This window comes from Qipengyuania aquimaris (assembly GCF_020171965.1).
In the GTDB taxonomy this organism is placed as follows: domain Bacteria; phylum Pseudomonadota; class Alphaproteobacteria; order Sphingomonadales; family Sphingomonadaceae; genus Qipengyuania; species Qipengyuania aquimaris_A.
In genome coordinates this window covers 390,496-416,758 of record NZ_JAIUZK010000002.1, presented here as the reverse complement: position 1 = coordinate 416,758, position 26,263 = coordinate 390,496, and the positions used below count along the sequence as shown (strand labels likewise).

Annotated in this window: 28 protein-coding genes and 2 tRNA genes; 18 read left to right on the top strand and 12 right to left on the bottom strand. The window is 64.4% G+C overall.

Annotated elements, in window-relative coordinates; translation table 11 throughout:
- Positions 1-23: 23 nt before the first annotated feature.
- Positions 24-620, bottom strand: a complete 597-nt coding sequence (gene recR / locus LCM24_RS09675) for a recombination mediator RecR (protein ID WP_160594405.1) — start codon at positions 618-620, stop codon at positions 24-26.
- 52 nt (positions 621-672) lie between these two features.
- Here recR and fmt point away from each other — a divergent pair, with 52 nt between their 5' ends.
- The 3 genes from fmt to LCM24_RS09660 all read left to right on the top strand — a co-directional run bounded on the left by fmt (position 673) and on the right by LCM24_RS09660 (position 3,519).
- Positions 673-1,581, top strand: coding sequence for a methionyl-tRNA formyltransferase (fmt, locus tag LCM24_RS09670; RefSeq protein WP_224803858.1), 909 nt, complete (start codon positions 673-675; stop codon positions 1,579-1,581).
- A complete protein-coding gene (gene truA, locus LCM24_RS09665; RefSeq protein ID WP_224803856.1) occupies positions 1,578-2,327 on the top strand; it encodes a tRNA pseudouridine(38-40) synthase TruA in 750 nt (249 codons plus the stop codon). The genes fmt and truA overlap by 4 nt, the downstream gene beginning before the upstream one ends.
- 82 nt (positions 2,328-2,409) lie before the next feature.
- Positions 2,410-3,519, top strand: coding sequence for a zinc-binding dehydrogenase (locus LCM24_RS09660; RefSeq protein ID WP_224803854.1), 1,110 nt, complete (start codon positions 2,410-2,412; stop codon positions 3,517-3,519).
- A 3-nt stretch (positions 3,520-3,522) separates the two neighbouring features.
- On the opposite strand, the gene LCM24_RS09655 is transcribed toward LCM24_RS09660, so the two are convergent.
- Positions 3,523-4,500 (bottom strand): asparaginase, encoded by a 978-nt coding sequence (locus tag LCM24_RS09655; RefSeq protein ID WP_224803852.1) that lies wholly within the window; start codon positions 4,498-4,500, stop codon positions 3,523-3,525.
- 158 nt (positions 4,501-4,658) lie between these two features.
- Here LCM24_RS09655 and LCM24_RS09650 point away from each other — a divergent pair, with 158 nt between their 5' ends.
- Entirely contained in the window at positions 4,659-5,432 is a 774-nt protein-coding gene (locus LCM24_RS09650) for a Crp/Fnr family transcriptional regulator (RefSeq protein ID WP_224803850.1), read from the top strand.
- Between the two features lie 55 nt (positions 5,433-5,487).
- Positions 5,488-5,563 (top strand) — tRNA-Val (locus tag LCM24_RS09645).
- Here the strand turns inward: LCM24_RS09645 and LCM24_RS09640 are convergent.
- Positions 5,564-6,121, bottom strand: a complete 558-nt coding sequence (locus LCM24_RS09640) for a TlpA family protein disulfide reductase (protein ID WP_224803848.1) — start codon at positions 6,119-6,121, stop codon at positions 5,564-5,566.
- 16 nt (positions 6,122-6,137) lie between these two features.
- Between LCM24_RS09640 and argH the strand changes: the two genes are divergently transcribed.
- The 4 genes from argH to LCM24_RS09620 all read left to right on the top strand — a co-directional run bounded on the left by argH (position 6,138) and on the right by LCM24_RS09620 (position 9,843).
- Positions 6,138-7,511, top strand: coding sequence for an argininosuccinate lyase (argH, locus tag LCM24_RS09635; protein WP_224804930.1), 1,374 nt, complete (start codon positions 6,138-6,140; stop codon positions 7,509-7,511).
- The gene (locus tag LCM24_RS09630; RefSeq protein ID WP_090482005.1) at positions 7,511-7,747 is read left to right on the top strand and encodes a hypothetical protein; all 237 of its coding nucleotides are present in this window, start codon (positions 7,511-7,513) and stop codon (positions 7,745-7,747) included. Before argH ends, LCM24_RS09630 begins: the two co-directional genes overlap by 1 nt.
- Positions 7,748-7,810: 63 nt before the next feature.
- Positions 7,811-9,070: a diaminopimelate decarboxylase gene (gene lysA / locus LCM24_RS09625; RefSeq protein WP_224803846.1), complete on the top strand. Its 1,260-nt coding sequence runs from the start codon at positions 7,811-7,813 to the stop codon at positions 9,068-9,070.
- Positions 9,070-9,843 carry a bifunctional precorrin-2 dehydrogenase/sirohydrochlorin ferrochelatase gene (locus LCM24_RS09620; protein ID WP_224803844.1) on the top strand — a complete coding sequence of 258 codons (774 nt, stop codon included), beginning with the start codon at positions 9,070-9,072 and terminating at the stop codon, positions 9,841-9,843. The genes lysA and LCM24_RS09620 overlap by 1 nt, the downstream gene beginning before the upstream one ends.
- Here the strand turns inward: LCM24_RS09620 and LCM24_RS09615 are convergent.
- Both LCM24_RS09615 and LCM24_RS09610 read right to left on the bottom strand, forming a co-directional pair.
- On the bottom strand, positions 9,840-10,811 hold the full coding sequence (locus tag LCM24_RS09615; RefSeq protein WP_224803842.1) for a MarR family transcriptional regulator: 972 nt from the start codon (positions 10,809-10,811) through the stop codon (positions 9,840-9,842). The genes LCM24_RS09620 and LCM24_RS09615 overlap by 4 nt on opposite strands.
- A gap of 66 nt (positions 10,812-10,877) precedes the next feature.
- On the bottom strand, positions 10,878-11,390 hold the full coding sequence (locus LCM24_RS09610) for a L,D-transpeptidase family protein (protein ID WP_224803840.1): 513 nt from the start codon (positions 11,388-11,390) through the stop codon (positions 10,878-10,880).
- 57 nt (positions 11,391-11,447) lie between these two features.
- Between LCM24_RS09610 and LCM24_RS09605 the strand changes: the two genes are divergently transcribed.
- Positions 11,448-12,002 (top strand): hypothetical protein, encoded by a 555-nt coding sequence (locus tag LCM24_RS09605; protein ID WP_224803838.1) that lies wholly within the window; start codon positions 11,448-11,450, stop codon positions 12,000-12,002.
- On the opposite strand, the gene LCM24_RS09600 is transcribed toward LCM24_RS09605, so the two are convergent.
- Complete coding sequence (locus LCM24_RS09600) at positions 11,977-13,266, bottom strand: adenylosuccinate synthase (RefSeq protein WP_224803836.1); 1,290 nt, start codon at positions 13,264-13,266, stop codon at positions 11,977-11,979. The two genes, LCM24_RS09605 and LCM24_RS09600, sit on opposite strands and share 26 nt — an antisense overlap.
- 126 nt (positions 13,267-13,392) lie before the next feature.
- On the opposite strand from LCM24_RS09600, the gene LCM24_RS09595 reads away from it, so the two are divergent.
- Genes LCM24_RS09595 through LCM24_RS09585 form a run of 3 tightly spaced genes read left to right on the top strand, consistent with a single transcriptional unit; the run spans position 13,393 to position 15,813 of the window.
- The gene (locus LCM24_RS09595) at positions 13,393-14,208 is read left to right on the top strand and encodes an aldo/keto reductase (protein WP_221562238.1); all 816 of its coding nucleotides are present in this window, start codon (positions 13,393-13,395) and stop codon (positions 14,206-14,208) included.
- Between the two features lie 47 nt (positions 14,209-14,255).
- The gene (locus tag LCM24_RS09590) at positions 14,256-15,209 is read left to right on the top strand and encodes a rhodanese-related sulfurtransferase (protein ID WP_224803834.1); all 954 of its coding nucleotides are present in this window, start codon (positions 14,256-14,258) and stop codon (positions 15,207-15,209) included.
- Entirely contained in the window at positions 15,202-15,813 is a 612-nt protein-coding gene (locus tag LCM24_RS09585; RefSeq protein ID WP_224803832.1) for a glutathione S-transferase, read from the top strand. The genes LCM24_RS09590 and LCM24_RS09585 overlap by 8 nt, the downstream gene beginning before the upstream one ends.
- Here the strand turns inward: LCM24_RS09585 and LCM24_RS09580 are convergent.
- The 3 genes from LCM24_RS09580 to LCM24_RS09570 form a co-directional block, all read right to left on the bottom strand.
- On the bottom strand, positions 15,810-16,922 hold the full coding sequence (locus LCM24_RS09580; protein ID WP_224803830.1) for an ATP phosphoribosyltransferase regulatory subunit: 1,113 nt from the start codon (positions 16,920-16,922) through the stop codon (positions 15,810-15,812). The two genes, LCM24_RS09585 and LCM24_RS09580, sit on opposite strands and share 4 nt — an antisense overlap.
- Before the next feature lie 28 nt (positions 16,923-16,950).
- Positions 16,951-18,534, bottom strand: coding sequence for a phosphoglycerate dehydrogenase (serA, locus tag LCM24_RS09575; protein ID WP_224803828.1), 1,584 nt, complete (start codon positions 18,532-18,534; stop codon positions 16,951-16,953).
- Between the two features lie 91 nt (positions 18,535-18,625).
- The gene (locus LCM24_RS09570) at positions 18,626-19,783 is read right to left on the bottom strand and encodes a phosphoserine transaminase (RefSeq protein WP_224803826.1); all 1,158 of its coding nucleotides are present in this window, start codon (positions 19,781-19,783) and stop codon (positions 18,626-18,628) included.
- Between the two features lie 174 nt (positions 19,784-19,957).
- On the opposite strand from LCM24_RS09570, the gene LCM24_RS09565 reads away from it, so the two are divergent.
- Positions 19,958-21,127 (top strand): glycosyltransferase family 4 protein, encoded by a 1,170-nt coding sequence (locus LCM24_RS09565; RefSeq protein WP_224803824.1) that lies wholly within the window; start codon positions 19,958-19,960, stop codon positions 21,125-21,127.
- 12 nt (positions 21,128-21,139) lie between these two features.
- On the opposite strand, the gene LCM24_RS09560 is transcribed toward LCM24_RS09565, so the two are convergent.
- Entirely contained in the window at positions 21,140-21,577 is a 438-nt protein-coding gene (locus tag LCM24_RS09560; RefSeq protein ID WP_224803821.1) for a hypothetical protein, read from the bottom strand.
- 74 nt (positions 21,578-21,651) lie between these two features.
- Positions 21,652-22,413: a PadR family transcriptional regulator gene (locus tag LCM24_RS09555; protein WP_224803819.1), complete on the bottom strand. Its 762-nt coding sequence runs from the start codon at positions 22,411-22,413 to the stop codon at positions 21,652-21,654.
- A gap of 98 nt (positions 22,414-22,511) precedes the next feature.
- On the opposite strand from LCM24_RS09555, the gene LCM24_RS09550 reads away from it, so the two are divergent.
- The 3 genes from LCM24_RS09550 (at position 22,512) to LCM24_RS09540 (ending at position 24,807) form a co-directional block, all read left to right on the top strand.
- Complete coding sequence (locus LCM24_RS09550; RefSeq protein ID WP_224803817.1) at positions 22,512-23,828, top strand: replication-associated recombination protein A; 1,317 nt, start codon at positions 22,512-22,514, stop codon at positions 23,826-23,828.
- Entirely contained in the window at positions 23,821-24,702 is an 882-nt protein-coding gene (locus LCM24_RS09545) for a hypothetical protein (protein ID WP_224803815.1), read from the top strand. The genes LCM24_RS09550 and LCM24_RS09545 overlap by 8 nt, the downstream gene beginning before the upstream one ends.
- Positions 24,703-24,731: 29 nt before the next feature.
- A tRNA-Thr gene (locus LCM24_RS09540) sits at positions 24,732-24,807 on the top strand.
- A gap of 9 nt (positions 24,808-24,816) precedes the next feature.
- On the opposite strand, the gene LCM24_RS09535 is transcribed toward LCM24_RS09540, so the two are convergent.
- Positions 24,817-25,086 carry a hypothetical protein gene (locus LCM24_RS09535; RefSeq protein WP_224803813.1) on the bottom strand — a complete coding sequence of 90 codons (270 nt, stop codon included), beginning with the start codon at positions 25,084-25,086 and terminating at the stop codon, positions 24,817-24,819.
- A 112-nt stretch (positions 25,087-25,198) separates the two neighbouring features.
- Here LCM24_RS09535 and obgE point away from each other — a divergent pair, with 112 nt between their 5' ends.
- On the top strand, positions 25,199-26,260 hold the full coding sequence (gene obgE / locus LCM24_RS09530) for a GTPase ObgE (RefSeq protein WP_224803812.1): 1,062 nt from the start codon (positions 25,199-25,201) through the stop codon (positions 26,258-26,260).
- The last annotated feature ends 3 nt before the right edge of the window (positions 26,261-26,263 follow it).

The following is a 26,263-nucleotide window of genomic DNA, read 5'->3' as shown; positions in this document are numbered from 1 at the left end:
GAATCTTTGTATCTTACCCATGATCAACCCAAAGGCCGCCGCGCACGCAGGGCCTGGGCCAGCGTGCCCTCGTCGAGATAGTCCAGTTCGCCGCCCACCGGCAGGCCATGCGCCAGCTGGGTGATGCGGATCGGGAAGTCCTCCAGCCGTTCGGCGATGTAGTGCGCCGTGGTCTGGCCTTCGAGCGTTGCGTTCATGGCGAGGACCACCTCGTCCACCCCGCCCGCCTCGACGCGCGAGAGGAGGCTGGCGATATTGAGGTCTTCCGGCCGAATCCCGTCGAGCGCCGACAGCTTGCCGCCGAGCACGTGGTACTTGCCGGTGAACAGCTTCGCCCGGTCGAGCGCCCAGAGATCCGCCACATCCTCCACCACGCACAGCCCCTTCCCGTCCCGGCGCGGGTCGGCACAGATGCCGCAGGGATTGGTGGTGTCGACATTGCCGCATGTGTCGCATTCGACCAGCGCCTCGCCCACGGTGGCGAGCGCTTCGAGCAGCGCGGGCAGAGCGCTTTCGCGGCGCTTGACCAGCCACAGCACCGCACGCCGCGCGCTGCGCGGGCCGAGGCCGGGAAGGCGCGCCAGCGCGGAAGCCAGCGTCTCGATCTCTTGCGATGCCATAGATGCACAGATAGGGGCGCAGGCGCGACCAAGAAAGGCCATAGAACACGTCATGCGCATAATCTTCATGGGAAGCCCGGATTTCGCCGTGCCTACGCTGCAGGCGCTGGTCGATGCGGCGCATGAGGTCGTGTGCGTCTACACCCAGCCGCCCCGGCCCGGCGGCCGCCGCGGCAAGGAACTGACGAAGACCGCGGTGCACGAACGGGCAGACCGGCTGGGGATCGAGGTGCGCCATCCCAAATCGCTGAAATCCGCCGAAGAGCAGGAGGCGTTTGCCGCACTCGATGCCGATATCGCGGTGGTAGCGGCCTATGGCCTGATCCTGCCGCAGGCGATCCTCGATGCGCCGGAGCACGGCTGCCTCAACGTTCATGCCTCCATCCTGCCGCACTGGCGCGGTGCGGCGCCGATCCACCGCTCGATCATGGCGGGTGACGAGGTGACGGGGGTCACGATCATGCAGATGGAAGCAGGCCTCGATACTGGCCCCATGCTCGCCACCGTGCGCACCCCGATCGAGGACAAGACCACGGGCGAATTGACCGAGGAACTGGCCGAACTGGGTGCGCAGCTGATGGTCGGCACACTGATCGATCTCGACGCGCTGCACGCGGTCGAACAGGACGATGCCGAAGCGACCTATGCCGCCAAGATCGACAAGGCGGAGGCGCGGCTGGACTGGGCCCGCCCGGCAGATGAGGCCGTGCGTCATGTGCATGGCCTCTCGCCCTTCCCCGGCGCATGGTTCGAACATGACGGCCAGCGGGTGAAACTGCTTCGCGCAGAGACATGCGAGGGGTCGGGAGAGGCGGGACAGGTGCTGGACGACCGCCTCGCCATCGCGTGCGGCGAAGGCGCGATCCGTCCGCTCGAACTGCAGCGGGCCGGCAAGCCGCGCATGGACCTCGAGACTTTCCTGCGGGGCAACCCGATTGCGAAAGGCACCCGCCTTTCGTGACCCGTTTCGCGCTGACCCTGGAATTCGACGGAACGCCGTTTTTCGGCCTGCAGCGCCAGCCCCACGGCCCGAGCGTGCAGCAGTCCGTCGAAGAAGCGGCCTTCGCGGTGACCGGCGAGGATGTGCGGCTGGCCAGCGCCGGGCGCACGGATACGGGCGTGCACGCGCTGGCGATGCGCAGCCATCTCGACATCGAGAAGGATATCGAGCCCTTCCGCCTGATGGAGGCGCTCAACGCAAAGCTCCGCCCCGATCCGGTGGCAGTGACGCATTGCGAGGTGGTGCCGGACGATTGGCACGCGCGCTTCACCTGCACCGGGCGCAGCTATGTCTACCGGATCGCCAATCGCCGCGCGCCGCTGACGCTGGAGAAAAATCGCGCCTGGCAGGTGCCCCAGCCGCTCGACGAGGGGGCCATGCACGAAGCCGCGCAGGCGCTGGTCGGTAATCACGATTTCACCACCTTCCGGTCCGCCCATTGCCAGTCGGCAAGTCCGCAAAAGACGCTCGACCGCCTCGATGTGGAACGAGACGGGGATCACGTCCTGATCCACGCGGCGGCGCGCAGTTTCCTGCATCACCAGGTGCGCTCCATGGTCGGCTGCCTTGCGCTCGTCGGCATGGGCCGCTGGGCCATCGGCGATGTGAAGAAGGCGCTCGAAGCACGCGACCGGCAGGAACTGGGCCTCAATGCGCCGCCGCACGGCCTCTATTTCGTTGCGGCGACCTATCCGGACGACGCCTGACGTAACGGCACCCTAGCCAAGCCCGATTTCGAGGCGTAGCGAGGCCGCAAACAGGTTTCGTAACGCAACGAAAGGGAATTGGATGACCACCGGCAAACAGCTTTTCACCACTCTGGAATCCGACGGCACGCTGACCGTCGAGATCGCCGAAAGCACCTTCCCCGAACCGACCGGCAATCAGGTCCTGATCAAGATGGAAGCGGCCCCGATCAATCCATCGGACCTCGCCATCCTCACCGGTGCTGCCGATTTCGAGAATGCGGAATATTCGCCCGGCAAGGTCGTCGCGAAAATGCCCGAGCCGTTCAATTCGGGCCAGAAGGCTCGCCACGGCCAGCGCCTTCCCGCAGGTAACGAAGGTGCCGGCACCGTCGTCGCCACCGGCGACAGCGACATGGCCAAGGCGCTGATGGGCCAGCGCGTCGCCTGCGTTCCGGGCAATGCCTACAGCGAGTACGCCATCGCGGACGCCGCCATGTGCCTGCCGCTCGGCGATCACAGCGCGGAAGCGGGCGCATCCAGCTTCGTCAATCCGATGACCGCGCTCGGCTTCGCCGAAAACGCGAAGATGGACGGCCAGAAGGCAATCCTGCACACGGTCGGCGCATCGAACCTCGGCCAGATGCTGGTCAAGATCTGCCAGGAAGACGGGCTCGGCCTCGTCAACATCGTGCGCAAGCAGGAGCAGGTGGACCTGCTCAAGGGGCTCGGTGCCAGCCATGTCGTCAATTCATCCGACGATGATTTCATGGCCAACCTCAAGGCGGCCATCGACGAAACCGACGCTTTCTACGGCTTCGATCCTATCGGCGGCGGCCAGATGGTCGACACCTGCTTCAAGGCGATGGAGCAGGTCGCCGTAGCCAAGATGACCGAATATTCGCGCTATGGTTCGAACCAGCAGAAGCGGATGTTCATCTACGGCCGTCTCGACTTCGGGCCGACCACGCTGACACCGTCCTACGGCTTCGGCTGGACCCTTTCGGGCTGGCTGCTGACGCCCTTCCTCCAGACCGCGGGCATGGAAACGGTGATGCGGATGAGGAAGCGCGTGCTCGACAACCTCACCACCACTTTCGCCAGCAGCTACAAGACCAAGGTCGACCTCGAAGGCATGCTGACCAAGGAAGCGATCCTCGACTATCGGCAGATGAAGACGGGCGAGAAATACCTCGTCCTGCCCAACGGCTAAGGCTTAACGACCGTCGAAGGCGCGCTGGATGGCGGCGGGATCTCTGGTCCCGCTTGCCAGCAGCAGTTGCAGCAGGATGCGCGCCTTCTGCGGGTTGAGCGCGCGGGCGGCGACGAAGCCGTTCGGCGTGTCCTCGGCCTCGCGGTCGACCAGCCCTTCGTCGGTCCGGCTCGCGCGAACGACGGCGATGCCGCCCTGAGCCAGCAGCGCCAGTTCCTGCCGCACGCGTTCGGGCATATTGCCCTCGCCCACACCTGCAACGACGATACCGCGCGTTTCCTCGCCGACGAGGCGAAGAACTTCCTCGGCACACAAGCCCGCATGGGCGTAGGCGATCACGACCTGCGGCAGGTCGTCGCACCAAGCAAATGCAGCCGCCTCGTCCTCGCGCCAGGGAGCGCCGAACCACTCGAGCGAAGCGGGCGTGACGAGCCCGACGGATTCGCGCGGAAAGCCCCTGAAGGCATCGGTGCCCCGCGTTCGGACCTTGCGCACGTCGCGCGCCCCGAAGACTCGGTCGCCCATCACGACCAGCACGCCGCGACCCGCAGCATCCGGATCGCTCGCGACACGCACGGCATTGGCGAAATTGCGCAGCCCGTCATAGCCTACCGCATCGGCCGGGCGCATGGCGCCCACGACCACAACAGGCTTCGTCGCCGGCAAGGTCAGGTCGAGCAGGAACGCCGTTTCTTCGAGCGTGTCGGTGCCATGGGTAACGACCACCCCGTCGCACGCATCGTCGGCCAGGCTTTCGCAGATCGCCGCATGGAGTTCGTTCCACACCTTTGGGCCGATATCGCCTGAGTCGATATTGGCGATCTGGCGGCCCGACAATTCAGCCTCCAGCCCCAGGCCGCCCACCTTTTCGAGATAATCCTCGATCCCGATTTCGCCCGAGCGATAATCGCTCGCGATCGCAGAGCCTGCGATTCCCGCAATCGTGCCGCCGGTGGCGAGGACTTCCAGTCGTGTCGTCATTGGCGGCGGGATAGCGGGAAAAATTCACCCGGTCACGGCGGGAATTTATAACATATGACAAACTCGCCGTATCAAAAATGCGTCGTATCTGCAGAAACGAACATAAAGCTAACATGCGTTAATGGACCTTGTGCGAGCAGCTTGCTTTACCGCTCGCGATGGACGCAATTCGTGGTGACATAAGGTCTGTCCGATACCCTCTGACCGGCGAGTTTCTCGCTGGACGTTTGCGGGAGCATCTGGACGAGAACGACCTGGATTACATCGAGGGACTCGTCGAGACCGTGGAAGACCACGCTGATGGCACGCGCCTCCTCGAAAGAGGGGACGTGACCAATAAGAGCACGATGCTCATCGAAGGCTATGTGTTCCGCACGATCGAAAGCGGCGATCGCCGCTACATTGTCGGCGTGCAGGTGCCGGGCGATTTTATCGACCTGCACGGGTTCGCATTGAAGCGCCTCGACCACAGCATCGTGGCGGCAGGCCCGGTCAAGATCGGCAGCGTCAGCCACGAGAGCCTGCGCACCGTCATGCAGGAACGCCCCAACATCGCGCGCGCCATGTGGTTTGCCACGCTGCTGGATGCGTCGATCCATCGCAAGTGGATCCAGATCCTTGAACAGCTGGATGCGCCCAAGCGGATCGCGCATCTTTACGCCGAACTGCACAAGCGGCTGGAACTCATCGGTCGCAATGTGCCGCGCGCCCTGCGCACGCCGTTCACCCAGCTGGACCTTGCCGACATGTGCGGCGTCAGCGCCATCCACGCCAATCGCGCGGTCGGCAAGCTGCGCGATCTGGGCGTTGCCGAAATCCGCCGCGGCGATCTTTACACGGACGACTGGGACCGGTTGAAGCGATATGCGCGCTTCAACGCAGACTATCTGTATGGCGACGGCGCGTTGAAGCTGGATCAGGGCTGGGACTAATCTCGCGCTTGACCCGGCGCGAAACCGCGCTACATGCGCGCTTCACCCCACAAGGGGGCGCTTAGCTCAGTTGGTAGAGCATCTCGTTTACACCGAGAGGGTCGGCGGTTCGAGCCCGTCAGCGCCCACCATTATTCCCCCACAACCTCTCTCACGGCCGCGCGCGCTTCCTCGCTCGCCCAGTCGTAGTCGCCGACGACGCGCCAGACCTCCAGCCCCTGCGCATCGTAGAGGATCGTGGTGGGCAGCGGCGTGTTGTCGAAATGCAGGCCCAGCTCGTTCTGCGGGTCCATCCACGGCTCGAGATAGGCGAATTCATTCGCTGCAAAATAGGGAGCGACCTTTTCCGCGCCGCCCGCATCCTGGCTGACGGTGATGACATGCAATTGCTCGTCCAAGTCGGCGGCAAGCGCATCGAGCAGCGGCATCTCCTTCTTGCATGGCGCGCACCATGTCGCCCACAGGTTCAGCAGAACCGGCGTGCCCTGCAATGCGCCCAGGTTGATCTGTCGCCCGTCCGGATCGCTTACATTGATGGCGGGCATCAGGCTGTCGGCATAGGTGCGGTCGATCTCGCCGGTTGTGATCTGTGAAGCACCGCTTTCTTGCGCCTCATCGGGTGCGCTCCTATCGCAGGCGGACACAGCAAGACCCAAGGTGACGATCAGCGTGAGCGATAAGCGGGACAATCAAGGCTCCAATGCAATGTGGGGCGGCAGGTTCGCCGAAGGGCCTAGCGCGATCATGCGCGAAATCAACGCCTCGATCCCCTTCGACAAGGCGCTGTGGCGCGAAGACATCGCGGGCAGCCGCGCACACGTCGCCATGCTGGCCAGGCAGGGCATCGTCAGCGAGGCGGACGCCGCCGCGATCGACAAGGGCCTCGCGCAGATCGCCGGGGAATACGAAGCGGACGGCGTACCCGAAGACTGGGACCTCGAAGACATCCACATGACCGTCGAGGCGCGGCTGACCGAAATCGTCGGCCCGGTCGCGGGGCGCCTCCATACCGCTCGCAGTCGCAACGACCAGGTGGCGACCGATTTCCGCATGTGGGTCCGCAGCGCCAATCGACGCGCGATTGCGGGGATAGACGCGGTGCTGCACGCGCTGGTCGCCCGCGCCGACGAGCATGCCGACACGATCATGCCGGGCTTCACCCACTTGCAGACCGCGCAGCCCGTGACGCTCGGCCATCACCTGCTCGCCTATTTCGAGATGCTGGTGCGCGACCGCTCGCGGTTTGCAGACGCGCTGGAGCGGATGGACGAATGCCCGCTCGGTTCGGCGGCGCTTGCCGGGACCGGCTTCGATCTCGACCGCGAGATGACTGCACAGGCGCTGGGCTTTGCGCGGCCAACCCGCAACAGCCTCGATGCGGTGTCGGATCGCGATTTCGCACTCGATTACCTCATGGCCGCAAGCCAGTGCGCCCTGCACCTCTCTCGCCTGGCCGAGGAGTTTATCATCTGGGCCAGCCAGCCCTTCGGCTTCGTGAAACTGCCCGACACGCTGTCGACCGGCAGCTCGATTATGCCGCAAAAGCGCAATCCCGACGCCGCCGAGCTGGTGCGCGGCCATGCGGGGCGCGTTATCGGGTGCACCACGGCGCTGATGGTGACGATGAAGGGGCTGCCGCTGGCCTATTCCAAGGATATGCAAGACGACAAGCCGCCTGTGTTTGAGGCGGCGGGCCTGATGGACCTTTCGCTCGCCGCGATGGCCGGAATGGTGGCCGACAGCGGCTTCGACACAGCCCGGATGCGCAAGGCCGCAGAGGCAGGTCACGCCACGGCGACCGACCTTGCCGACTGGCTCGTGCGACAGGCTGACATTCCTTTCCGCGAAGCGCATCACATCACCGGCGCCGCCGTAAAGCTGGCCGACGAGAAGGGAGTCGCTCTCGACGGCCTTGCCATCGACGATCTCAAAGCCATCGACAGCCGGATCGACGAGCGCGTGTTCGACGCGCTTTCGGTCGATGCTTCGGTCGCCGCGCGCGCTTCCTATGGCGGGACCGCGCCGGAGCGGGTAAGGCAGCAGGTGGAAGACGCCCGCAAGCGGCTGGAGAAGTTCTGATGCGCCTTGGCGCCCTGATTATTGCCCTCACCCTGCTGTCCGCCTGCGGCCAGAAGGCGCAGCTCAAGCCTCTGGCAGGCGAGACGTTGCCGCCTGCCCCCTTCGGTGCCGAAGTGCAGCCCGATGCCGACGACCTGCTCCAGGTCGCGCCCCAGGCCGCGCCCGAGCGCAGCACCGAGTTGCGCACCCGCTCGGAAGAGCGCGAGGACGATCCCTTCGACCTTCCGCCCGAGTAGGTTGCAGCGCGACAAGCAAGGCTTGCTAGACTTGGCCACGGCCATTCGGCAAACGCGCTGGCCATGGACCATTTCCAGATCCGCGACGGCGTCCTTCATGCAGAGGACGTGCCGCTTACCCAGATCGCAGACGCGGTCGGCACCCCCGTCTACGTCTATTCGCGCGCCACGCTGGAACGCCACGCCCGCGTCTATCGCGAAGGGCTGTCCGCGCTCGACAATCCGCACATCGCCTTTGCGGTCAAATCCAACCCCAACCTCGCCGTGCTGCGCGTGCTCGCCAACATGGGCTACGGCGCCGACGTCGTTTCGGGTGGAGAGCTGACCCGCGCCTTGGCCGCCGGGATGAAGCCCGAAGACATCGTGTTCTCCGGCGTCGGAAAGACCCATCACGAACTACAGCAGGGCCTCGAATGCGGGATTGGCCAGTTCAACATCGAGAGCGAGGAAGAAGGCTACGAACTGGCGGCGATCGCCCGCCGCTTCGGCAAGACCGCAGCCTGCGCCTTGCGCGTCAATCCCGACGTCGATGCGCGAACCCACGAGAAGATCTCGACCGGCAAGCGCGAGAACAAGTTCGGCGTCCCGATCGACCGGGCGGTCGAAATCTACGCTTCGCTGGCAGGCGAAGACGGCCTCGATATGCGCGGCGTGGCCGTTCACATTGGCAGCCAGCTCGCCGACCTTGAGCCACTGGAAACCGCCTTCGGCAAGGTCGGTCAGCTGATTGCCGACCTGCGCGCGCAAGGGTGCAAGGTCACGCATGCCGACCTCGGCGGCGGGCTCGGCGTGCCGTACAAGATCGGCGAGGAATATCCCTCACCTGCAGCCTATGGTGAGATGGTCGCGCGGGTGTCCAAGGGCTGGGACGTGCGCCTGATGTTCGAACCCGGCCGTGTGATTGCCGGGAATGCCGGTGTCCTCCTTACCCGGGTGGTGCGAGTGAAGCGCGGGATAGAGCGGCCGTTCGTCGTCGTCGACGCGGCCATGAACGACCTTGCCCGGCCCGCCATGTACGGCGCCTGGCATGATTTCGAGGCGGTGGAGCCTACCGGAGAGCGCATGACCGCGCACATCGTCGGCCCGATCTGCGAGACCGGTGATACCTTCGCGATGGACCGCGAATGCGATGCGCTGATCGCCGGGGAACTGGCGGTTTTCCGCACTGCAGGGGCCTATGGCGCGACCATGGCCTCGAGCTACAATTCGCGCGGCTTCGTGGCCGAAGTGCTGGTCGACGGGGACCGTTTCGCGACTGTCGCCGACCGGATTGCGGCAGGCGCGATCATGGACGCGGAACGCGTGCCGGAGTGGCTCGACTGATGTTGCATTCGCTCCCGCTATTCCATCGCATTTCCAGCCAGCGGGTCGTGGTGGTGGGCAGCGGCGAGATGGCGGAGGCGAAGGCACGGCTTGTCGGACGCGCCGGGGGCATCCCCTGCGCAGAGACCGAGGCACATCATGCGAAGCTGGCTTTCGTTGCGCTCGAAAACGAGCGCGCGGCAGAGGCGGCGGCGCTGCGGCTGAAACGGCTCGGCCTGCTGGTCAATGTCGCGGATAGGCCGGACCTGTGCGACTTTACCCTGCCCAGCCTGCTGGAGCGCGATCCCGTGCTGGTTGCGGTGAGCACGGGCGGAGCATCGGCCGGGCTGGCAAAGCACCTGCGCCTGCGGCTGGAAGCAATGCTGCCGCAAAATCTTGGCGGATTGGCCCAGGCATTATCCAACGCGCGCGACAAAATCCGGGCGAAATTTCCCTCCGGCGACGACCGCCGCCGTGCGCTGGATGGTGCGCTTTCGCAGGGCGGCGCGCTCGATGTAATGGCCGCAAAAAGTGTAGAGGATGTCGAGCGCTGGATAGAGGATGGCGGCGATCCTGTAGCAGACGCGGTCCTCGAGATCGTGCTGGCGAGCGATGATCCGGAAGACCTGACTATCCGGCAGGCGCGTGCGCTGGGAGAGGCCGACCACGTGCTTCACGACAGCAGCGTTCCGGAAGCAATCCTGATCCGCGCGCGGGCCGATGCGGCGCGTCATCTCCTGCCGTGCGACGATCCGCCGACCAGCGGCCGACGGGTCGTGATCAGGAAGGGCTAGGCCACCGCCGCGATCTGCTGGCTTGAGCCGATACCGGCTTCGCGGAAATAGCGTGCCATCGCATCGGCCGTGCTGTCGGCCAGCGCGATATGCGCGCGGCGGCGGTCGGCCGGATCAGGAATGCGCAGCAGCAGGCCGCTCTCGACCATTTGCGTGATCCAGCGCAGCGCCGTGGTAGCGGGAACGCCCGCTGCGATGCACAGCGAAGTGACGCTGACACGTTCACGCCCCGCACGCGCGGCGGCGAGGTCGAGCAATATGTCCCACGCCGGATCGGCAAACAGGTCCGCATCGAAGAACTTGGCGCGCATCTGGCGGCGGCGAATGACGGCACGGATAGCAGCCGCCTCGGGCAGGCTCGCCCCGTTGCCCGCCCCGCCTGCGGTATCCTGGCCCCGCCAAGCCTGTGCCGCCGCTTCCAGCCGGAAAGCGCCCCCGCCTTCCCGCTGTCCGGGAGACAGGCGTTCGATCCGTTCCGCCATCTTGCCGACCTGTTCGGTCAGCCGAAGCAGCATCAGCCGGTCTTCTTCCGCCAGTTCACGCAATCTCAAGTTCGGCACATCGGCCAGCACACGGCCCACCGCGATGATCCGCTCCGCACGTCCCGGTTCGACGAGGATCTGCGCGCCCGACATGGAGAAACAGCCGAACACCGCATCGAGCGCGTCCATACCGGTTGAGATCACCATCTGCGCGCCCGACTTGCCTGCCCGCATGTCGAGCCGGGCGAGCAGCGCCATGGTTTCGGCATCGGCCACAAGGCAGTCGACCAGCACGAGGTCCCCCAGCACCGCGATCGAGCCGCTGGCAAATTCATCCAGCCGGCAGCATTCCAGCACGCGAAAGCCCGCCGCAACGGCATCGTCGCGCATCTGCGCGCGCACGGCATCGCGGTCCGCCAATATGGTCACGCCAAGCTGGCATCCGGCCCCGTCATACACCGGCTCGTAACTGAAATCGGCCTGCATGGAATCACCTCTCACGAGTCTCTGTAGGAGAACTTTGTGAGAACAAACAGAGATCGTGTCAAGAATTCAGGGGCGTATTTCGATCGGCGTCCCGTCCGGGATTAGCGACCACAGCTCTGCGATCTCGCGGTTGGAAAGGGCAATGCAGCCATCGGTCCAGTCGCCCGGAACGCGCGCATCGAAGGGCATTCCATTGGGCTGGCCGTGCAGGAAAATGAGCCCACCGGGCGAGCGCCCCCGCGCCTTGGCATAGGCTTTGTCGGCGGCGTTGGGATAGTCGATATAGAGGCTGAGGTAATAGCTCGACTGCTCGTTACCGTAGGTGATGGTGTAGCGGCCTTCGGGCGTGCGCTCGTCCCCTTCGAAGCGTTTGTGGCCGACCGGCTGGTCGCCATATTGCAAGCCGTCATAGGTGCGGATGATCTTGCCCGCCTGGTAGACCCAAAGCGTTCTGTCCGACTTGTCGACCAGCACGAAATCCGCCCGCTCCCCGTCCTGCGCCTGTTGCGCACGCGCTTGCGGCACAGCTTGCGAGCAGGCCGTCGCCAATAGGCAGGCAAAGAGAAAAAGGAACCGCATCGCGCTCAGGCTATCGATTTTTCTTTCCGCCGCCAACGAAAGAGCGGATAATATGCCATGGACTTCTTCGAATTTCGCCATGTCGCAACCGCAATCGGCGTCGCAGCGCTTCTGATCGGCTGGAACCTCATCAGCCGCCGCCTGCCCGGCCATTATGGCAAGGCGGTGGATGGCGCGGTCGAGATCGTGCCGACGGTGGGCATGTGGCTATCGGCCGTGCTGATGCCGATCGGATCGCTCGCGCTCCTCGCTCTTGGCGCGGTGGTCCTCTACGGGCTGCCCGAATATCGCTCGCCGATTGTCGCTGTCGCGATGCTCCTGTGGGCGGGCGGTTTCGCTTTCGGACTATCGTCGATTGCGAAGATCGTCGCCGTCCGCAGACACCGCATCCGCTACGACAGTTTCGGCCTGAGCTACGTCCCGTCGCAAGGAGGCGAACGAACCTATCTGGCGTTCGACGACGTGGACAGCATCGAGTTCCGCTGGCTGGGCGTCGACCGCATCCGTTCGGGCGAGATCGCCATTCCTTTTACCGAAGACGCGGGTGGAAGCCGGCAATTGGCCAGCCTCCTCGATCAGCGGTTCCTCAGTCGAGAAATGGATCGCGCATAAGGATCGTATCGTCGCGTTCGGGGCTGGTGGACACCAGCGCCACGGGCGTTTCGATCAGTTCCTGCACGCGCTGGATGTATTTCACCGCATTGGCGGGCAGGTCCGCGAAGCTGCGCGCCCCGGCGGTCGATTCCTTCCAGCCGTCCATCGTCTCGTAGATCGGCTCCACCTCCGCCTGGTCGGCGGCGTGGCTGGGGAAGTAATCGTAGACATTTCCGCGCAGGCGATAGCCGGTGCAGATCTTCACCTCGTCCAGCCCGTCGAGCACGTCGATCTTGGTGAGCGCGATGCCGGTGACGCCGCTGATCGAACAGCTCTGGCGCACGATTACCGCATCGAACCAGCCGACGCGGCGCTGGCGGCCGGTGACAGTGCCGAATTCGTGGCCGCGTTCGCCAATGCCCTTGCCGACTTCGTCTTCGAGTTCGGTCGGGAAAGGCCCGCTGCCGACGCGCGTGGTGTAGGCTTTCACGATGCCCAACACATAGCCGGTCGAATTCGGGCCGAGGCCGCTGCCTGCCGCCGCGGTGCCGCTGACGGTGTTAGAGCTGGTGACGAAGGGATAGGTGCCGTGGTCGATGTCGAGCAACACGCCCTGTGCGCCTTCGAACAGGATTTTCGCGCCGGCCTTGCGCACCTTCTTGAGGCGCTTCCACACCGGCTGTGCATATTGCAGCACGAAATCGGCAATGCCGCGCAATTCCTCGAGCAATGCTTCGCGGTCGACGGGCGGCTGGTCGAAACCGGCGCGCAATGCGTCATGATGGGCGCACAAGCGGTCGAGCTGCGGTTCGAGATGGTCGAGATGCGCGAGGTCGCACACGCGGATCGCGCGGCGGCCGACCTTGTCTTCATAGGCAGGGCCGATGCCGCGTCCGGTAGTGCCGATCTTGCCCGAGCCGGCAGCCGCTTCGCGCAGGCCGTCGAGATCGCGGTGGATCGGCAGGATCAGCGGGCAATTGTCGGCAATCGCAAGATTGTCGGCGGTGATGGTAACGCCCTGGCCTTCGAGCTTTTCGACCTCCGCCTTCAGCGCCCAAGGGTCCAGCACCACGCCGTTGCCGATGATCGACAGCGTGCCGGACACGATGCCCGAAGGCAGCAGCGAAAGCTTGTAGACGTTGCCGTCGATGACCAGCGTGTGGCCGGCATTGTGGCCGCCCTGGAACCGGACGACGGCATCGGCGCGGCTGGCCAGCCAGTCGACGATCTTGCCCTTGCCCTCATCGCCCCACTGGGCGCCGATTACGGTGACGTTGGCCATTGAAAATCTACTCGCGATCTAGGGATGCACAAACGCGCGTCGCGTTAGGCGTTTGCGGCCAAGGGAGCAAGGCAGATCGGGGAAACTTCGACGCCACTTCTCCATTGTTCAGGCAAAGGAGAATTTATGACCGACTATCCCACTCTCAACCTGAACGACGGCCGCCAGATCCCGCAGCTCGGCTTCGGCACCTACAAGATCGACGAGGACAAGGCGCCCGAAGCCGTCTCCACCGCGATCGACGTGGGCTACTGGCTGATCGACACGGCGGCGATCTACCAGAACGAAAAGGGCGTCGGCAAAGGCGTGGGCGAATGGTCCGACATCTTCCTCCAGACCAAGGTCTGGAACGAGAGCCAGGGTTACGAGCGGGCCAAGCGCGCAGCGGAGAAATGCCTTGAGCGGCTGGGCCGCGACCATGTCGACATGCTGCTGATCCACTGGCCCTGCCCCGACAAGGGCGAATTCGTGGACACGTGGAAGGCGTTCATCGAACTGCGCGACGAGGGCAAGGCCAAGTCCATCGGCGTTTCCAACTTCCGCGAACAGGACCTGCGCAAGCTGGTCGAAGAGACGGGCGTGACCCCGGCGCTCAACCAGATCGAACTGCACCCCAGCTTCCAGCAGCGCGCCCTGCGGAAGGTGCACGAGGAAATGGGCATCGTCACCCAGAGCTGGTCGCCGCTCGGCCAGGGCGAAGGTCTTTCGAACGAGACCATCGAAGCCATTGCGGAAGAAACCGGCCAGCCAGCCAGCGCGGTCATCATCCGCTGGCATATCCAGCACGGCTTCTCGACCATTCCCAAGGCCAGCAGCCGCAAGCATATCGAAGCCAATTTCAAGGCCTTGTCGTTCGAATTGTCGGACGACCAGATGGCGCGCATCGACGCACTCGACAGCGAAGACGGGCGCATGGGCCCCGATCCCAGCGAATTCTGCTGAACAGGAGGGGTGCGAGGCCGCGTGCACGCTGCTAAAGGCGCGCCATCATGACCGAGCACCCCATCCGTATTGCCGCGCTCTATCACTTCACGCGGTTCGACGATCCGGCAGCCCTGCGCCCTGCCCTTGCCGCACTGTGCGACAAACACGGCGTGAAGGGCACGCTGCTCTTGGCGCATGAGGGCATCAACGGCACGATCGCCGGAAGCGATGCGGGCATTCAGGCGGTGCTCGACCATATCCGCGCGCTGCCGGGCTGCGCGGATCTGGAAGTGAAGGAATCGCGCGCGGACACCATGCCCTTCTATCGCAGCAAGGTGCGGGTGAAGGCGGAGATCGTCACCATGGGCCAGCCCGACCTCGATCCGGTCGAGGGCGTCGGCACCTATGTCGCGCCGGAGGATTGGAACGCGCTGATTTCCGATCCCGACACCATCGTGATCGACACCCGCAACGATTATGAGGTGCAGATCGGTTCGTTCGAAGGCGCGATCGACCCGGAAACGAAAAGCTTCCGCGAATTTCCCGAATGGTTTCGCGCCCGCCGCGCCGAATTCGAGGCCGAGGGCAAGACGCCGAAGATCGCCATGTTTTGCACCGGCGGCATCCGCTGCGAAAAATCGACCGCTTTCGTCAAATCCGAAGGGTTGGACGAGGTCTACCACCTCAAGGGCGGCATCCTGAAATACCTCGAGGAAGTGCCCGAAGAAGAAAGCCTCTGGAAAGGCGAATGCTTCGTCTTCGACGAGCGGGTGAGCGTGAAGCACGGCCTCGAAATCGGGGAACATACGTTGTGCCGCGCCTGCCGCATGCCCCTGTCGCCTGCGGATCTTGCGCACGAGACCTACGAGGAAGGCGTCGCCTGCCGCCATTGCTATGCCGAACGCACCGACGAGCAGCGCGCCCGCTATGCCGAACGCCAGCGCCAGTCGAAACTCGCCCGCGAGCGGGGTGAAGCCCACGTCGGCAAAGTGCTGGACCGCGACGGCGACAATGGCTGAGCCGATCCTCTACAGCTTCCGCCGCTGTCCCTACGCGATGCGGGCGCGCATGGCGCTGCACATCAGCGGGCTGGAGAAGGAACACCGCGAGGTCGTGCTGCGCGACAAGCCTAACGCGATGCTGGAAGCCTCCCCCAAGGGGACCGTCCCCGTTCTCGTCACCGATGACGGCACGGTGCTGGAGGAAAGCCTCGACATCATGCGCTGGGCTCTTGGCCAGAACGATCCCGAAGGCTGGCTGGAGCGTCAGGATACAGAGCTGCTGGAAGCGACCGACGGTCCGTTCAAGCACCATCTCGACCGCTACAAATACTATACGCGGTATGAAGATGCCGACCCGCTGGAACACCGCGCGCAGTGCCTTGATCACTTGAAACGCCTCGATGAGCGGCTGGAGGGCCAGCCCAATCTATGCGGCGAACAGCGCGGCTTCGCCGATATCGCGATTTTTCCCTTCGTGCGGCAATGCGCCAATCACGACCGCGAGTGGTTCGAAGGCGCCGGCATCGCCAACGTCGCCGCCTGGCTCGAACGTCATGTGACGTCCGACCTCTTTGCGGCCATCATGACCAAATATCCGAAGTGGGAGCCGGAAGCGGCTTAAAGCGGTTTCGCTTCGCCGTTTTCGAGGCGGTGCGTGCAGCCGAGCGTTGCGGCATCGTCCTCCGCATTGACAGCTGCGCGGGTACGCCAGCCGTCCGCACGCAATGACGCGGCTACCGAACGGTCATGGCCGAGCGGCAGGAACACGGTGTCGCGCTGCTCCGCCTCGCCCTTGCCGAGCGCTTCGAGGATCGGCTCCATATAGAGCGAGAAGCCGGTTGCCGCCTCGTCGCTGCCCTTGATCGCATAGGTTCCGCCGCGCCCGAGCGCGCCGCGTGCCTTGTCGCTGTGCAGCGTGAAGCCGAACCAGCTCTGGTATCCGAAACCGTGCCGTTCGGACGGGTCGAGCGTCAAGCGCACGCGGTCGCCAAGGATCGCGGCCACTTCGCGCAGCGCCGCGGTGCGGCTGGCGAGCACGCCGCCGGCATCCAGCGCCGACAGCTTCTCCAGAGCCTGCTCCATCGGCCCTGCGGCATAAAGCAGCGGTAGATAGGCTTCCCCGCCGACAGCCTTTAGGCCGCCTGCATCCTTCATGTCGAGTTCGCGGCGCACCGCTTCACGCTGCTCCATATCGAGCGGCAGCGCTTCTTCGGCCAGCGTATCGACAAGGTCGGGCATGGTGAAATCGACCGACAGACCATCGACACCGGCTGCCTCCAGCGCGTCGAGCGCGACCGAGACGGCTTCTGCGGCAGCGGCCACACTGTCGCTCCCGACGAGTTCGGCACCCAGTTGCAGGCGCTGGCGGGCAGGATCGAGCTGGTCCGCCTTGATCGTCGCGACCTCGCCCGCATAGCACAGGCGCAGCGGGCGCGGCGCGTCGCGCAGCGACGTCGCGGCAATGCGGCCGACCTGCACGGTCATGTCGCTGCGCAGGGCCAGCGTGCGCAGGCTTTCCGGATCGGTGAAGCGCACCATGCGGCGCGTCGCCACGCCTTCCATGCGTCCGGCAAGCGATTGTTCGAATTCCACCAGCGGCGGGCGCACGCGGTCGTAACCATGCGCGTCCATCGATTGCAGCACCTGGCGCATGGCGCTGGTGATGGCGGCGGCACGCGCAGGCAGCGCGTCTTCGAGCCCGATGGGCAGGAGATCGTCAGGCTGTGTCATACGGCCAGCGCCCCTGCCCCATCGCGCATCAGAATGCCAGTGGCATTACGGTCTTCACGCCTTCCAGCGCGCAGGCCTTGTCGACGACATACTGCGGGATCGGCTGGTCGACGCTTAAGAGCAGCACTGCTTCCCCGCCCGCTTCGCGGCGGCCGAGGTTGAAGGTGCCGATGTTGATGCCGTTTTCGCCCAGCAGCGAACCGATCCGGCCGATGAAGCCCGGTGCGTCTTCGTTGACGATGTAGAGCATGTGCCCGTCGAGCTCGGCTTCGATACGCACGCCGAAGATTTCGGTCAGGCGCGGCGCATCGGCGCCGAACAGCGTACCGGCAACCGACCGGTCGCCGCTGTCGGTGCCCACGGTCACGCGCAGAAGCGTATTGTAGGCGCCTTCTTTCTCGTGGCGGATCGAACGGATATCGAGGCCGCGTTCCTTCGCAAGGAAGGGCGCGTTGACCATGTTCACCGTGTCCGAATACTGGCGCATCAGGCCCGCGAGCACCGCACCCTCGATCGGCTTGCCCGAAAGCTGGGCTGCGGCGCCTTCGCGCTCGATGCTGATCTTGGTGAGATTGCCATGGGCAAGCTGGCCAACGAGGCTCCCGAGGTTTTCGGCAAGGCCCATGTAGGGGCGCAGCTTGGGCGCTTCCTCGGCGCTGAGCGACGGCATATTGAGCGCATTGGTGACGCCGCCGTTGACGAGGTAATCGGCGAGCTGTTCGGCCACCTGCAAGGCGACATTGACCTGCGCTTCATTCGTGCTGGCGCCAAGGTGCGGCGTGCAGATGAAATTGGGCTTGCCGAAGAGCGGGCTTTCCTTGGCCGGTTCGGTCTGGAACACGTCCAGCGCCGCGCCTGCCACCTGTCCGCTGTCGAGTGCATCGGCCAGCGCCGCTTCGTCGATAAGGCCGCCGCGCGCACAGTTGACGATGCGCACACCCTTCTTGGTCTTGGCGAGGTTTTCGCGGCTGAGGATATTGCGGGTTTCATCGGTCAGCGGCGTGTGCAGCGTGATGAAATCGGCACGGGCCAGCAGCGTGTCGAGATCGACCTTCTCGACTCCGATTTCCACGGCGCGTTCTTCGGTCAGGAAGGGATCGAAAGCGATGACCTTCATCTTGAGGCCTTGGGCGCGGGCAGCGACGATCGAACCGATATTGCCAGCGCCGATCAGGCCCAGCGTCTTGCCGGTGACTTCCACGCCCATGAAATCGTTCTTCGGCCATTCGCCCGCCTGCGTGCGGCGGTCGGCGGCGGGGATCTGGCGGGCCAGCGCCATGATCATCGCGATGGCGTGTTCGGCGGTGGTGATCGAGTTGCCGAACGGGGTGTTCATCACGACCACGCCCTTGCCGCTGGCATAAGGGATATCGACATTGTCGACGCCGATACCGGCGCGGCCGATGACCTTGAGGTTGGTCGCCGCGTCGAGGATTTCCTTGGTCACCTTGGTCGAAGACCGGATGGCGAGGCCATCGTATTCACCGATACGGGCTTTGAGTTCTTCGGGCGTTTCACCGGTGATGACGTCGACGTCGCAGCCGCGCTCTTCGAAGATGCGCGCAGCATTCGGGTCCATCTTGTCGCTGATGAGGACTTTAGGTTTGCTCATGACGGAATATTCCTGTCGTTTTCCCGGCTTTGCACCGGGCAGTAATTAGGGGGGAAGGCGGCGGCCCGTTCTCGTGGGGCCGCCAGCCGGATCAGCCGTTCTTGACTTGCTCGTAGGCCCATTCGATCCACGGCAGGAGACGCTTCAGGTCTTCCTGCTCGACCGTGCCGCCGCACCAGATGCGCAGCGACGGCGGGGCATCGCGATAGCCGTTGAAGTCATAGCCCACGTCGCGCTCTTCGAGCAGCTTGACGATCTTCTTGGGCACGCCGGCTTTGTCCTCGTCGGACAGGCTATCGTACCAGTCGCCCTGGAAGACGAAGCATACGCCGGTGTTGGTCCGCTTTGCAGGGTCGGAGACCATGTTGCGCAGCCACGGCGTCGCCTCGATCCAGTCGAGCACGATCTTGGCATTGGCATCGGCGCGTTCGAACATCGCCTTGCGCCCGCCCATCGCCTGCGCCCATTCGAGCGCATCGATGTAATCTTCGGTCGCCAGCATGGACGGCGTGTTGATCGTCGCGCCTTCGAAAATGCCGCGGTTGATCTTGTCGCCTTTCTTGAGGCGGAAGAGCTTGGGCAGCGGCCACTGGGGATCGTATTCCTCGATTCGGGCGATGGCTTTGGGGCTGAGGATCAGCATGCCGTGCTGGGCTTCGCTGCCCATCACCTTCTGCCAGCTATAGGTCGTGGCATCGAGCTTGGCCCAGTCCATCTCCATCGCGAAAACGGCGCTGGTGGCATCGTTGATGGTCACGCCTTCGCGGCCTTCGGCCAGCCAGTCGGTGTTCGGGATCTTCGCGCCCGAAGTCGTGCCGTTCCAGGTGAAGACGACGTCGTTTTCCTGCGGGATCGAGGCGAGATCGGGGATTTCACCGTAATCGGCGTCGAGCGTGGTCAGCTTGGGCAGCTTGAGCTGCTTGACCGCGTCCTGGATCCAGACGTTGCCGAAACTTTCCCACGCCGCGACCGTGGCCGGGCGATCGGGGCGCAGCATCGTCCACATCGCGCATTCAAGCGCGCCGGTGTCCGATGCCGGCATGATGCCGACGAGGTAATCCTCTGGCACGCCGAGCATCTCCTTCGACAGGTCGATGGCATATTTGAGCCGCGACTTGCCAAGGGCGCTGCGATGCGAGCGTCCGAGCGATTCGGTTTTGAGGTTGGAAGCGGACCAGCCCTTGTGCTTGGCAGTCGGTCCGGACGAAAAGAAAGGGCGCTCGGGTTTGAGCGTCGGTTCGGCAGTCATGTATTCTCTCCTTGCAGAGAGCTCGCGCGGCGTTGGGACCGCGTGGCCCATCGGCGGCAATAATGTTGCGGTGCGGCGAGTCAATGCGAAATAGGTATGCGTCGGAAAAGGGCGGCTGTGTTGAATGAAGCGCCCTCTCGCCAAAATCGTTCCACTTGCCTAAAGCCCGCCTTGATGGACGTTACGGATCTACGCATCGCGCTGTTCAGCGGGAACTACAACTACACCCGCGACGGGGCGAACCAGGCGCTCAACCGGCTGGCCGACTACCTGCTCAGGCAGGGCGCAAAGCTGCGTGTCTATTCGCCGGTGGTCGACAATCCCGACTTCGAGGCGACCGGCGATCTCGTCAACGTGCCCAATGTGCGCATGCCGGTGAAGGGCCGCGGCGAATATCGCCTGCCCCTGAGGCTTGGCAGCAAGGTCGAGGCCGATCTCGAACGTTTCGCGCCCAATGTGATGCACTTGTCCTCACCGGATCCGTCGGCGCACAAGGCGCTTAAATGGGCCCGGGCGCAGGACATCCCGGTGCTCGCCAGCGTGCACACGCGGTTCGAAACCTATCCGCGCTATTACGGCCTCGGCTTCCTGGAACCTGTCGTCGAGGCGGGCCTGCGGCGATTCTACAATCGCTGCGACGCGCTGGTCGCGCCGTCGGAGAGCCAGATCGCCGAACTCAAAGCGCAGGAGATGCACGAAGACATCTCCATCTGGTCGCGCGGGGTCGACCGCGAGATTTTCGATCCCTCCAGCCGCGACATGGAATGGCGCCGCGCCAACGGCCTTGCGGACGACGATGTGGCAATCGTCTTCCTGGGCCGGCTGGTCATGGAAAAGGGTCTCGACGTCTTTGCCGACACCATCGTCGAATTGCGGCGTATGCAGGTTCCGCACAAGGTGCTGGTCATCGGTGACGGTCCGGCGCGCGGCTGGTTCGAAAAAGCCCTGCCCGGCGGCACATTCGTAGGCTTCCAGACCGGCAAGGATCTTGGCCGTGCGCTCGCCAGCGGGGACATCTTCTTCAATCCCTCGATCACCGAGACCTTCGGCAATGTGACGCTGGAAGCGATGGCCTGCGGACTGCCCGTGGTCGCCGCCGGCGCAACGGGCGCCGCCAGCCTCGTCACGCCGGGCGAGACCGGGCAACTCGTCCCGCCCAGCAAGACAGATGCGTTCTCGAAAGGCTGCGCCGAGGCGCTGGCGCCCTATTGCACCGACGACGCCCTGCGGCTCGCCCACGGCGCGAATGGCGAAAAAGCCGCGCGCGCCTATTCGTGGGACGCGATCAACCAGGCCGTGGTCGATACCTATCTGCGGCTGCACGCCTCGCGCACAGCCGCATAGCAGGTGCTGGTCCTAGCGCAGGACACCCTTCTTCTTCATCGACCAGGCATACCAGAGCTGGAATATGGCTAGGCACCACAACAGGATCGGGAACCAGCCGGGCTGCATTTCAGCCAGTTCGGCAGGCATGTCCGCCCCTGCTTCATAGACCGTCGTCAGCGCAATCCCGATGAGCGAGATGACGAAGGACCAGACGGCGAAGCGGCTGCGCAGCAGGAGCAGGACCGATCCCATCACGGCGCCCCATACGCCCAGTGCCCATCCGGCTTCCGCCCAGGCGGGGAACTGGTCGAGATAATCGATCCCCGCTTGCGGGTACCCCATGGAATTGAGGTAATCCATGTTGCGCAGCTGCGTCTGTGTGTAATCGTTCGCGCCGAAGCCGTTCCACAACAGCGTCACGATCCCGACCACCCATAGGTGCCAGGGTGCCTTTGTCGCACTATCCATTTGATGATCCTCCCTCTCGCGTCCCTCGGCCACCAGACTAGCGTCGGGGCCGAAAGACGCAAGATTGAGGCAGATCAGAGCCGTTCGATCTTCTTCGCCAGCTCGTCCACCAGGTCGACGATTTCGCGCATCGTATCCTCGTCCAGCTGGCCGCTCTTGGCGCGGTTCTTCAGCACTGTGGCGAGATTGCCGACCGCACGGAACATTTCGGGCGTAGCAAAGGCCTTGCCCGACTTCGCGCGGTGCCTGCGCTGCCCTTCGATCCGGCCGATGAGCGTTTCGATCTCGTCCTTGCGGTCAGCCAGTTCGCCGCGGCCCTTTTCGGTCGCGCCATAGGCCCTTCGCGCTTCGTCGCCATCGACTTCGCGGATCAGGCCTTCATCCTGCAGCAGGGATAGGGTCGGATAGACCGTCCCGGGGCTTGGCGAATAGGTGCCGCCGGTCATTTCTTCGACGGCCTTGATCAGCTCGTAGCCGTGACGCGGCTCTTCCGCGATCAGATGCAAAAGCAAAAGGCGCAGCTCGCCGCTCGCGAACATCCGGCGACGCCGCGACCTGTGCTTGCGGCCCGATTTTCCTCCGCCCTCGCCAAAGGGGCCGCGCGGGCCGAACGGACCGTTCGGGCCAAAAGGTCCGTCAGGGCCGAATGGGCCGCGACGGCCGAAAATGCCGTCGGGTCCGAATACTCCCGAAGCGCCATAGGTCCGTGTGAAGCTGCCGTCGGCATCGGGATCGACATCCACGTCGATCTCCACCTCGACATCGAAATCTTCGCCTTCGGGCCGTTCGGGAATGTCGCCTTCCATCGGCTCGTCACGATCACCGCTGCAAGTCATATCGAATCTCCTTTTAGATATTACTAAGATATATCTTATTGCCCTATTCGCAAGCGCCCCCTGCAATTTGTCGGCGAACGCACTATGTGATCCGATCAATGGCCGACCTGTTTCCCGAAGATCTCCCCCAGAGCCCCGCGACCGACAGCATGCGCGAAGATGCGCCGCTCGCCGACCGGCTGCGTCCCAAATCCTTGGCCGAGGTTATCGGGCAGGACCATCTGACCGGACCCGAAGGCGCAATCGGCCGCATGGTCGCGGCCGGGCGTCTCTCCAGCATGATCCTGTGGGGGCCGCCCGGCACCGGCAAGACGACTATCGCGCGCCTGCTGGCCGACAGCGTGGGCATGCGCTTCGAAAGCGTCAGTGCAGTGTTCTCCGGCGTGGCCGACCTCAAGAAAGCCTTCGCCGCCGCAGACAAGGCTGCCGAGGCTGGCCAGCGCACGCTGCTGTTCGTGGACGAGATCCACCGCTTCAACCGCGCCCAGCAGGACGGCTTCCTCCCCTTCGTCGAACGCGGCACGGTGACGCTGGTCGGCGCCACGACGGAAAACCCCAGCTTTGCGCTCAACGCGGCATTGCTCAGCCGCGCGCAGGTATTGATCCTCCAGCGCCTGGACCGCGAGGCGCTCGGCCAGTTGCTCGACCGGGCAGAGGAGCTGGAAGGCCCCCTCCCCCTGACGAAAGAAGCGCGCGATGCATTGGTGGCGAGCGCCGATGGCGACGGGCGCTTCCTGCTCAACCAGGCCGAAACGCTCTACAATGCGAAGATCGACGAACCGCTCGATCCCGCGGCGCTCGGCAAGTTCCTCCAGCGACGCGTCGCGGTCTACGACAAGGATCGCGAGGGCCATTACAACCTCATTTCCGCGCTCCACAAGGCGGTGCGCGGCAGCGATGTGCAGGCCAGCCTCTATTACCTCGCGCGCATGCTGACTGCTGGCGAGGAGCCGCGCTTCCTTGCACGCAGGCTCGTGCGCATGGCGGTGGAAGACATCGGCATGGCCGACCCGCAAGCGCTGGTCCAATGCATGGCCGCGAAGGACGCATACGAGTTTCTTGGCAGCCCGGAAGGCGAACTGGCACTGGTGCAGGCCTGCACCTATCTCGCCACCGCGCCCAAATCGAACGCGGTCTACAAGGCGCAGAAATCCTCGTTCAAGAGCGCGAAGGAAACCGGCAGCCTGATGCCGCCCCAGAACATCCTCAACGCGCCAACCAAGCTGATGAAGGATATCGGCTATGGCTCGGGCTACAGCTACGACCACGACGCCGAAGACGGCTTTTCGGGCGACAATTACTGGCCCGAGGAAATGGAGCCGCAAAGCTATTACCAGCCGGTAGAACGCGGGTTCGAGCGCGAGGTAAAGAAGCGCCTCGACTATTGGGATAAGCTAAGGCGCGAACGTGACTGACCGCTTCGACCATTTCGTGGCGATCGACTGGTCGGGGGCGAAAGGGGCGAAGCAGAAAGGCATTGCCGTCGCCATCGCCGATGTAGGAGGCGGCCCGCCGGTTCTGGTCGAGCGCGGAAAAGGCTGGGGCCGCGAAGACGTGCTCGCCATCCTGCGCGACGATCTGCCGGACGACACGCTGGTCGGGGTGGATCTGGGCATCTCGCTCCCCCATTCCGATTGCGGCGCGTTCTTCCCTGCGAACGACGTGCTCCTCCCGCACGCGCCTGCCCTTTGGGCACTTATCGACGACATCTGCTCGCATGAAGCGAACCTCGGCGCACAGGCCTTTGTCGATCACCCGTCCTACCGCCCCTATTTCCGCGATGGCACCGATACCGGCGCACACTTTTTCTGCGACAATGCCGACCACCGGCGCGGGCGCTTTCGCGTGACCGAGCAGGTCCAGGCCAGCATGGGCTGCAAACCCTATTCCAACTTCAACCTCGTCGGCGCGGCGCAGGTCGGCAAGTCCAGCCTCACCGGCATGCGGATGCTGCACCAGCTGCGCGGTCGCCTGCCCGTGTGGCCGGTCGACCCGCTACCCCCCTCCGGTTCGGCTCTGGTCGAGATCTACACCAGCCTCGCCGCGCTGGAGGCAGGCCGCAGCGCAGGGCGAGCAAAGATGCGCACGGTCGAGGAGTTGAATACAGCGCTCACCGTCCTCGGGTCGCCTTCGGTCCCCGGCAGCGGGGCAATCGACGACCACGCGTCCGACGCGCTGCTAACGGCCGCATGGCTGCGCAAAGTGGCCGGAGAACGGAAACGCTGGGCGCCGCCAGGGCTTACCGATGAAATTGCACGCACAGAGGGCTGGACCTTCGGCGCATTTTAGCCCAAAGGCGCGCGTCGTTGGGTGAACAGGCCGGCTTAGCTCAGTTGGTAGAGCAGTTGATTTGTAATCATCAGGTCGCGGGTTCGACTCCTGCAGCCGGCACCACCCGCCCCCTCAACCCTCGCTTTCAGCCTCGCTTGCGGCCATCAGGTCCATGAAGTTGCGTGCGGCTTCGCGCTCGTCTTCGTTTTCGAATGCCACGTCGAGATCGGGCGCCGCGCCGAGCATGAAGAGCAGCGTCCACAGGGCAAAGCGTTTGCCCGGGTCCGTTTCGAGGCCAAGGTCCACGCGGCAGCGTTCTATGCCTGCTTCCAAACCTGCCGGAGTTACTTCGGCCAGGTCCGGGGTGGCGAAGTAGCGGCGCATGAGATCGTCGAACTGCATGAGCGCCGGAGTAGGTGCGAAAGCGGCGCGGCGTAAAGACAATTCGGCAGGGCGCCCAGCTTGACGGCCACCAATACTCGCCATCGGCGGGAAAAACGATTAGAGGCGCGCAATGCACTTTCTCGACCAAGCCAAGATCTACCTGAAAAGCGGTTCCGGAGGCCCCGGCGCCGTCAGCTTTCGGCGCGAGAAATACATCCAGTATGGCGGCCCGGACGGCGGCAATGGCGGCAAGGGCGGCGACATCGTTTTCGAAGCGGTCGAAGGCCTCAACACGCTGATCGACTTTCGCTATTCGCAGCACTTCAAGGCAAAGCGCGGCGGCCACGGCATGGGCCGCGATCGCACCGGCGCAGGCGCGCCCGACCTGGTGATCCAGGTCCCCGTCGGCACGCAGGTCCTGTCCGAGGACAAGGAAGAAGTTCTCGCCGATTTCACCGAGGTCGGCCAGCAGGTCGTCTTCCTCGAAGGCGGCATGGGTGGCCGCGGCAACGCGAGCTACAAGAGCTCGACCAACCGCGCGCCGCGCCAGCACCAGCCGGGCGAACCGGGCGAGGAAATGTGGGTCTGGCTGCGGCTGAAGCTGCTCGCCGATGTGGGCCTCCTCGGCCTGCCGAACGCGGGCAAGTCGACTTTCATCAACCAGGTCACCAATACCAAGGCCAAGGTGGGGGCCTATGCCTTCACTACGCTGGTCCCGAAACTGGGCGTTGTGCGCCACAAGGGGCGCGAATTCGTGCTCGCCGACATTCCCGGCCTGATCGAGGGCGCAGCGGACGGGGCCGGCATCGGCGATCGCTTCCTCGGCCATATCGAGCGCTGCCGCGTGCTGATCCACCTGATCGACATCGCGGGCGAGGATCCTGCAGACGCCTACCAGACGGTCAACGCCGAGCTCGAAGCCTATGGCGCGGGCCTGCTCGACAAGCCGCAGCTGGTGGTGCTCAACAAGCTCGACCTTGCGGACAAGGAACTGGGCGCGGCCTTTGCCGACGAATTGCTGGCTGCAGGGGCGGAAAAGGTCTTCTCCATCTCCGGCGCGACGGGCGAAGGGATCGAGGAACTGATGGACGCGGTCCTGAGCTATTTGCCGGATCGCACGGCGACCGAAACCAAGGCCGCGCCTGTCGACGATAACGAGGCGGACGAAGCCTCCGACTGGTCGCCTCTCTGACCG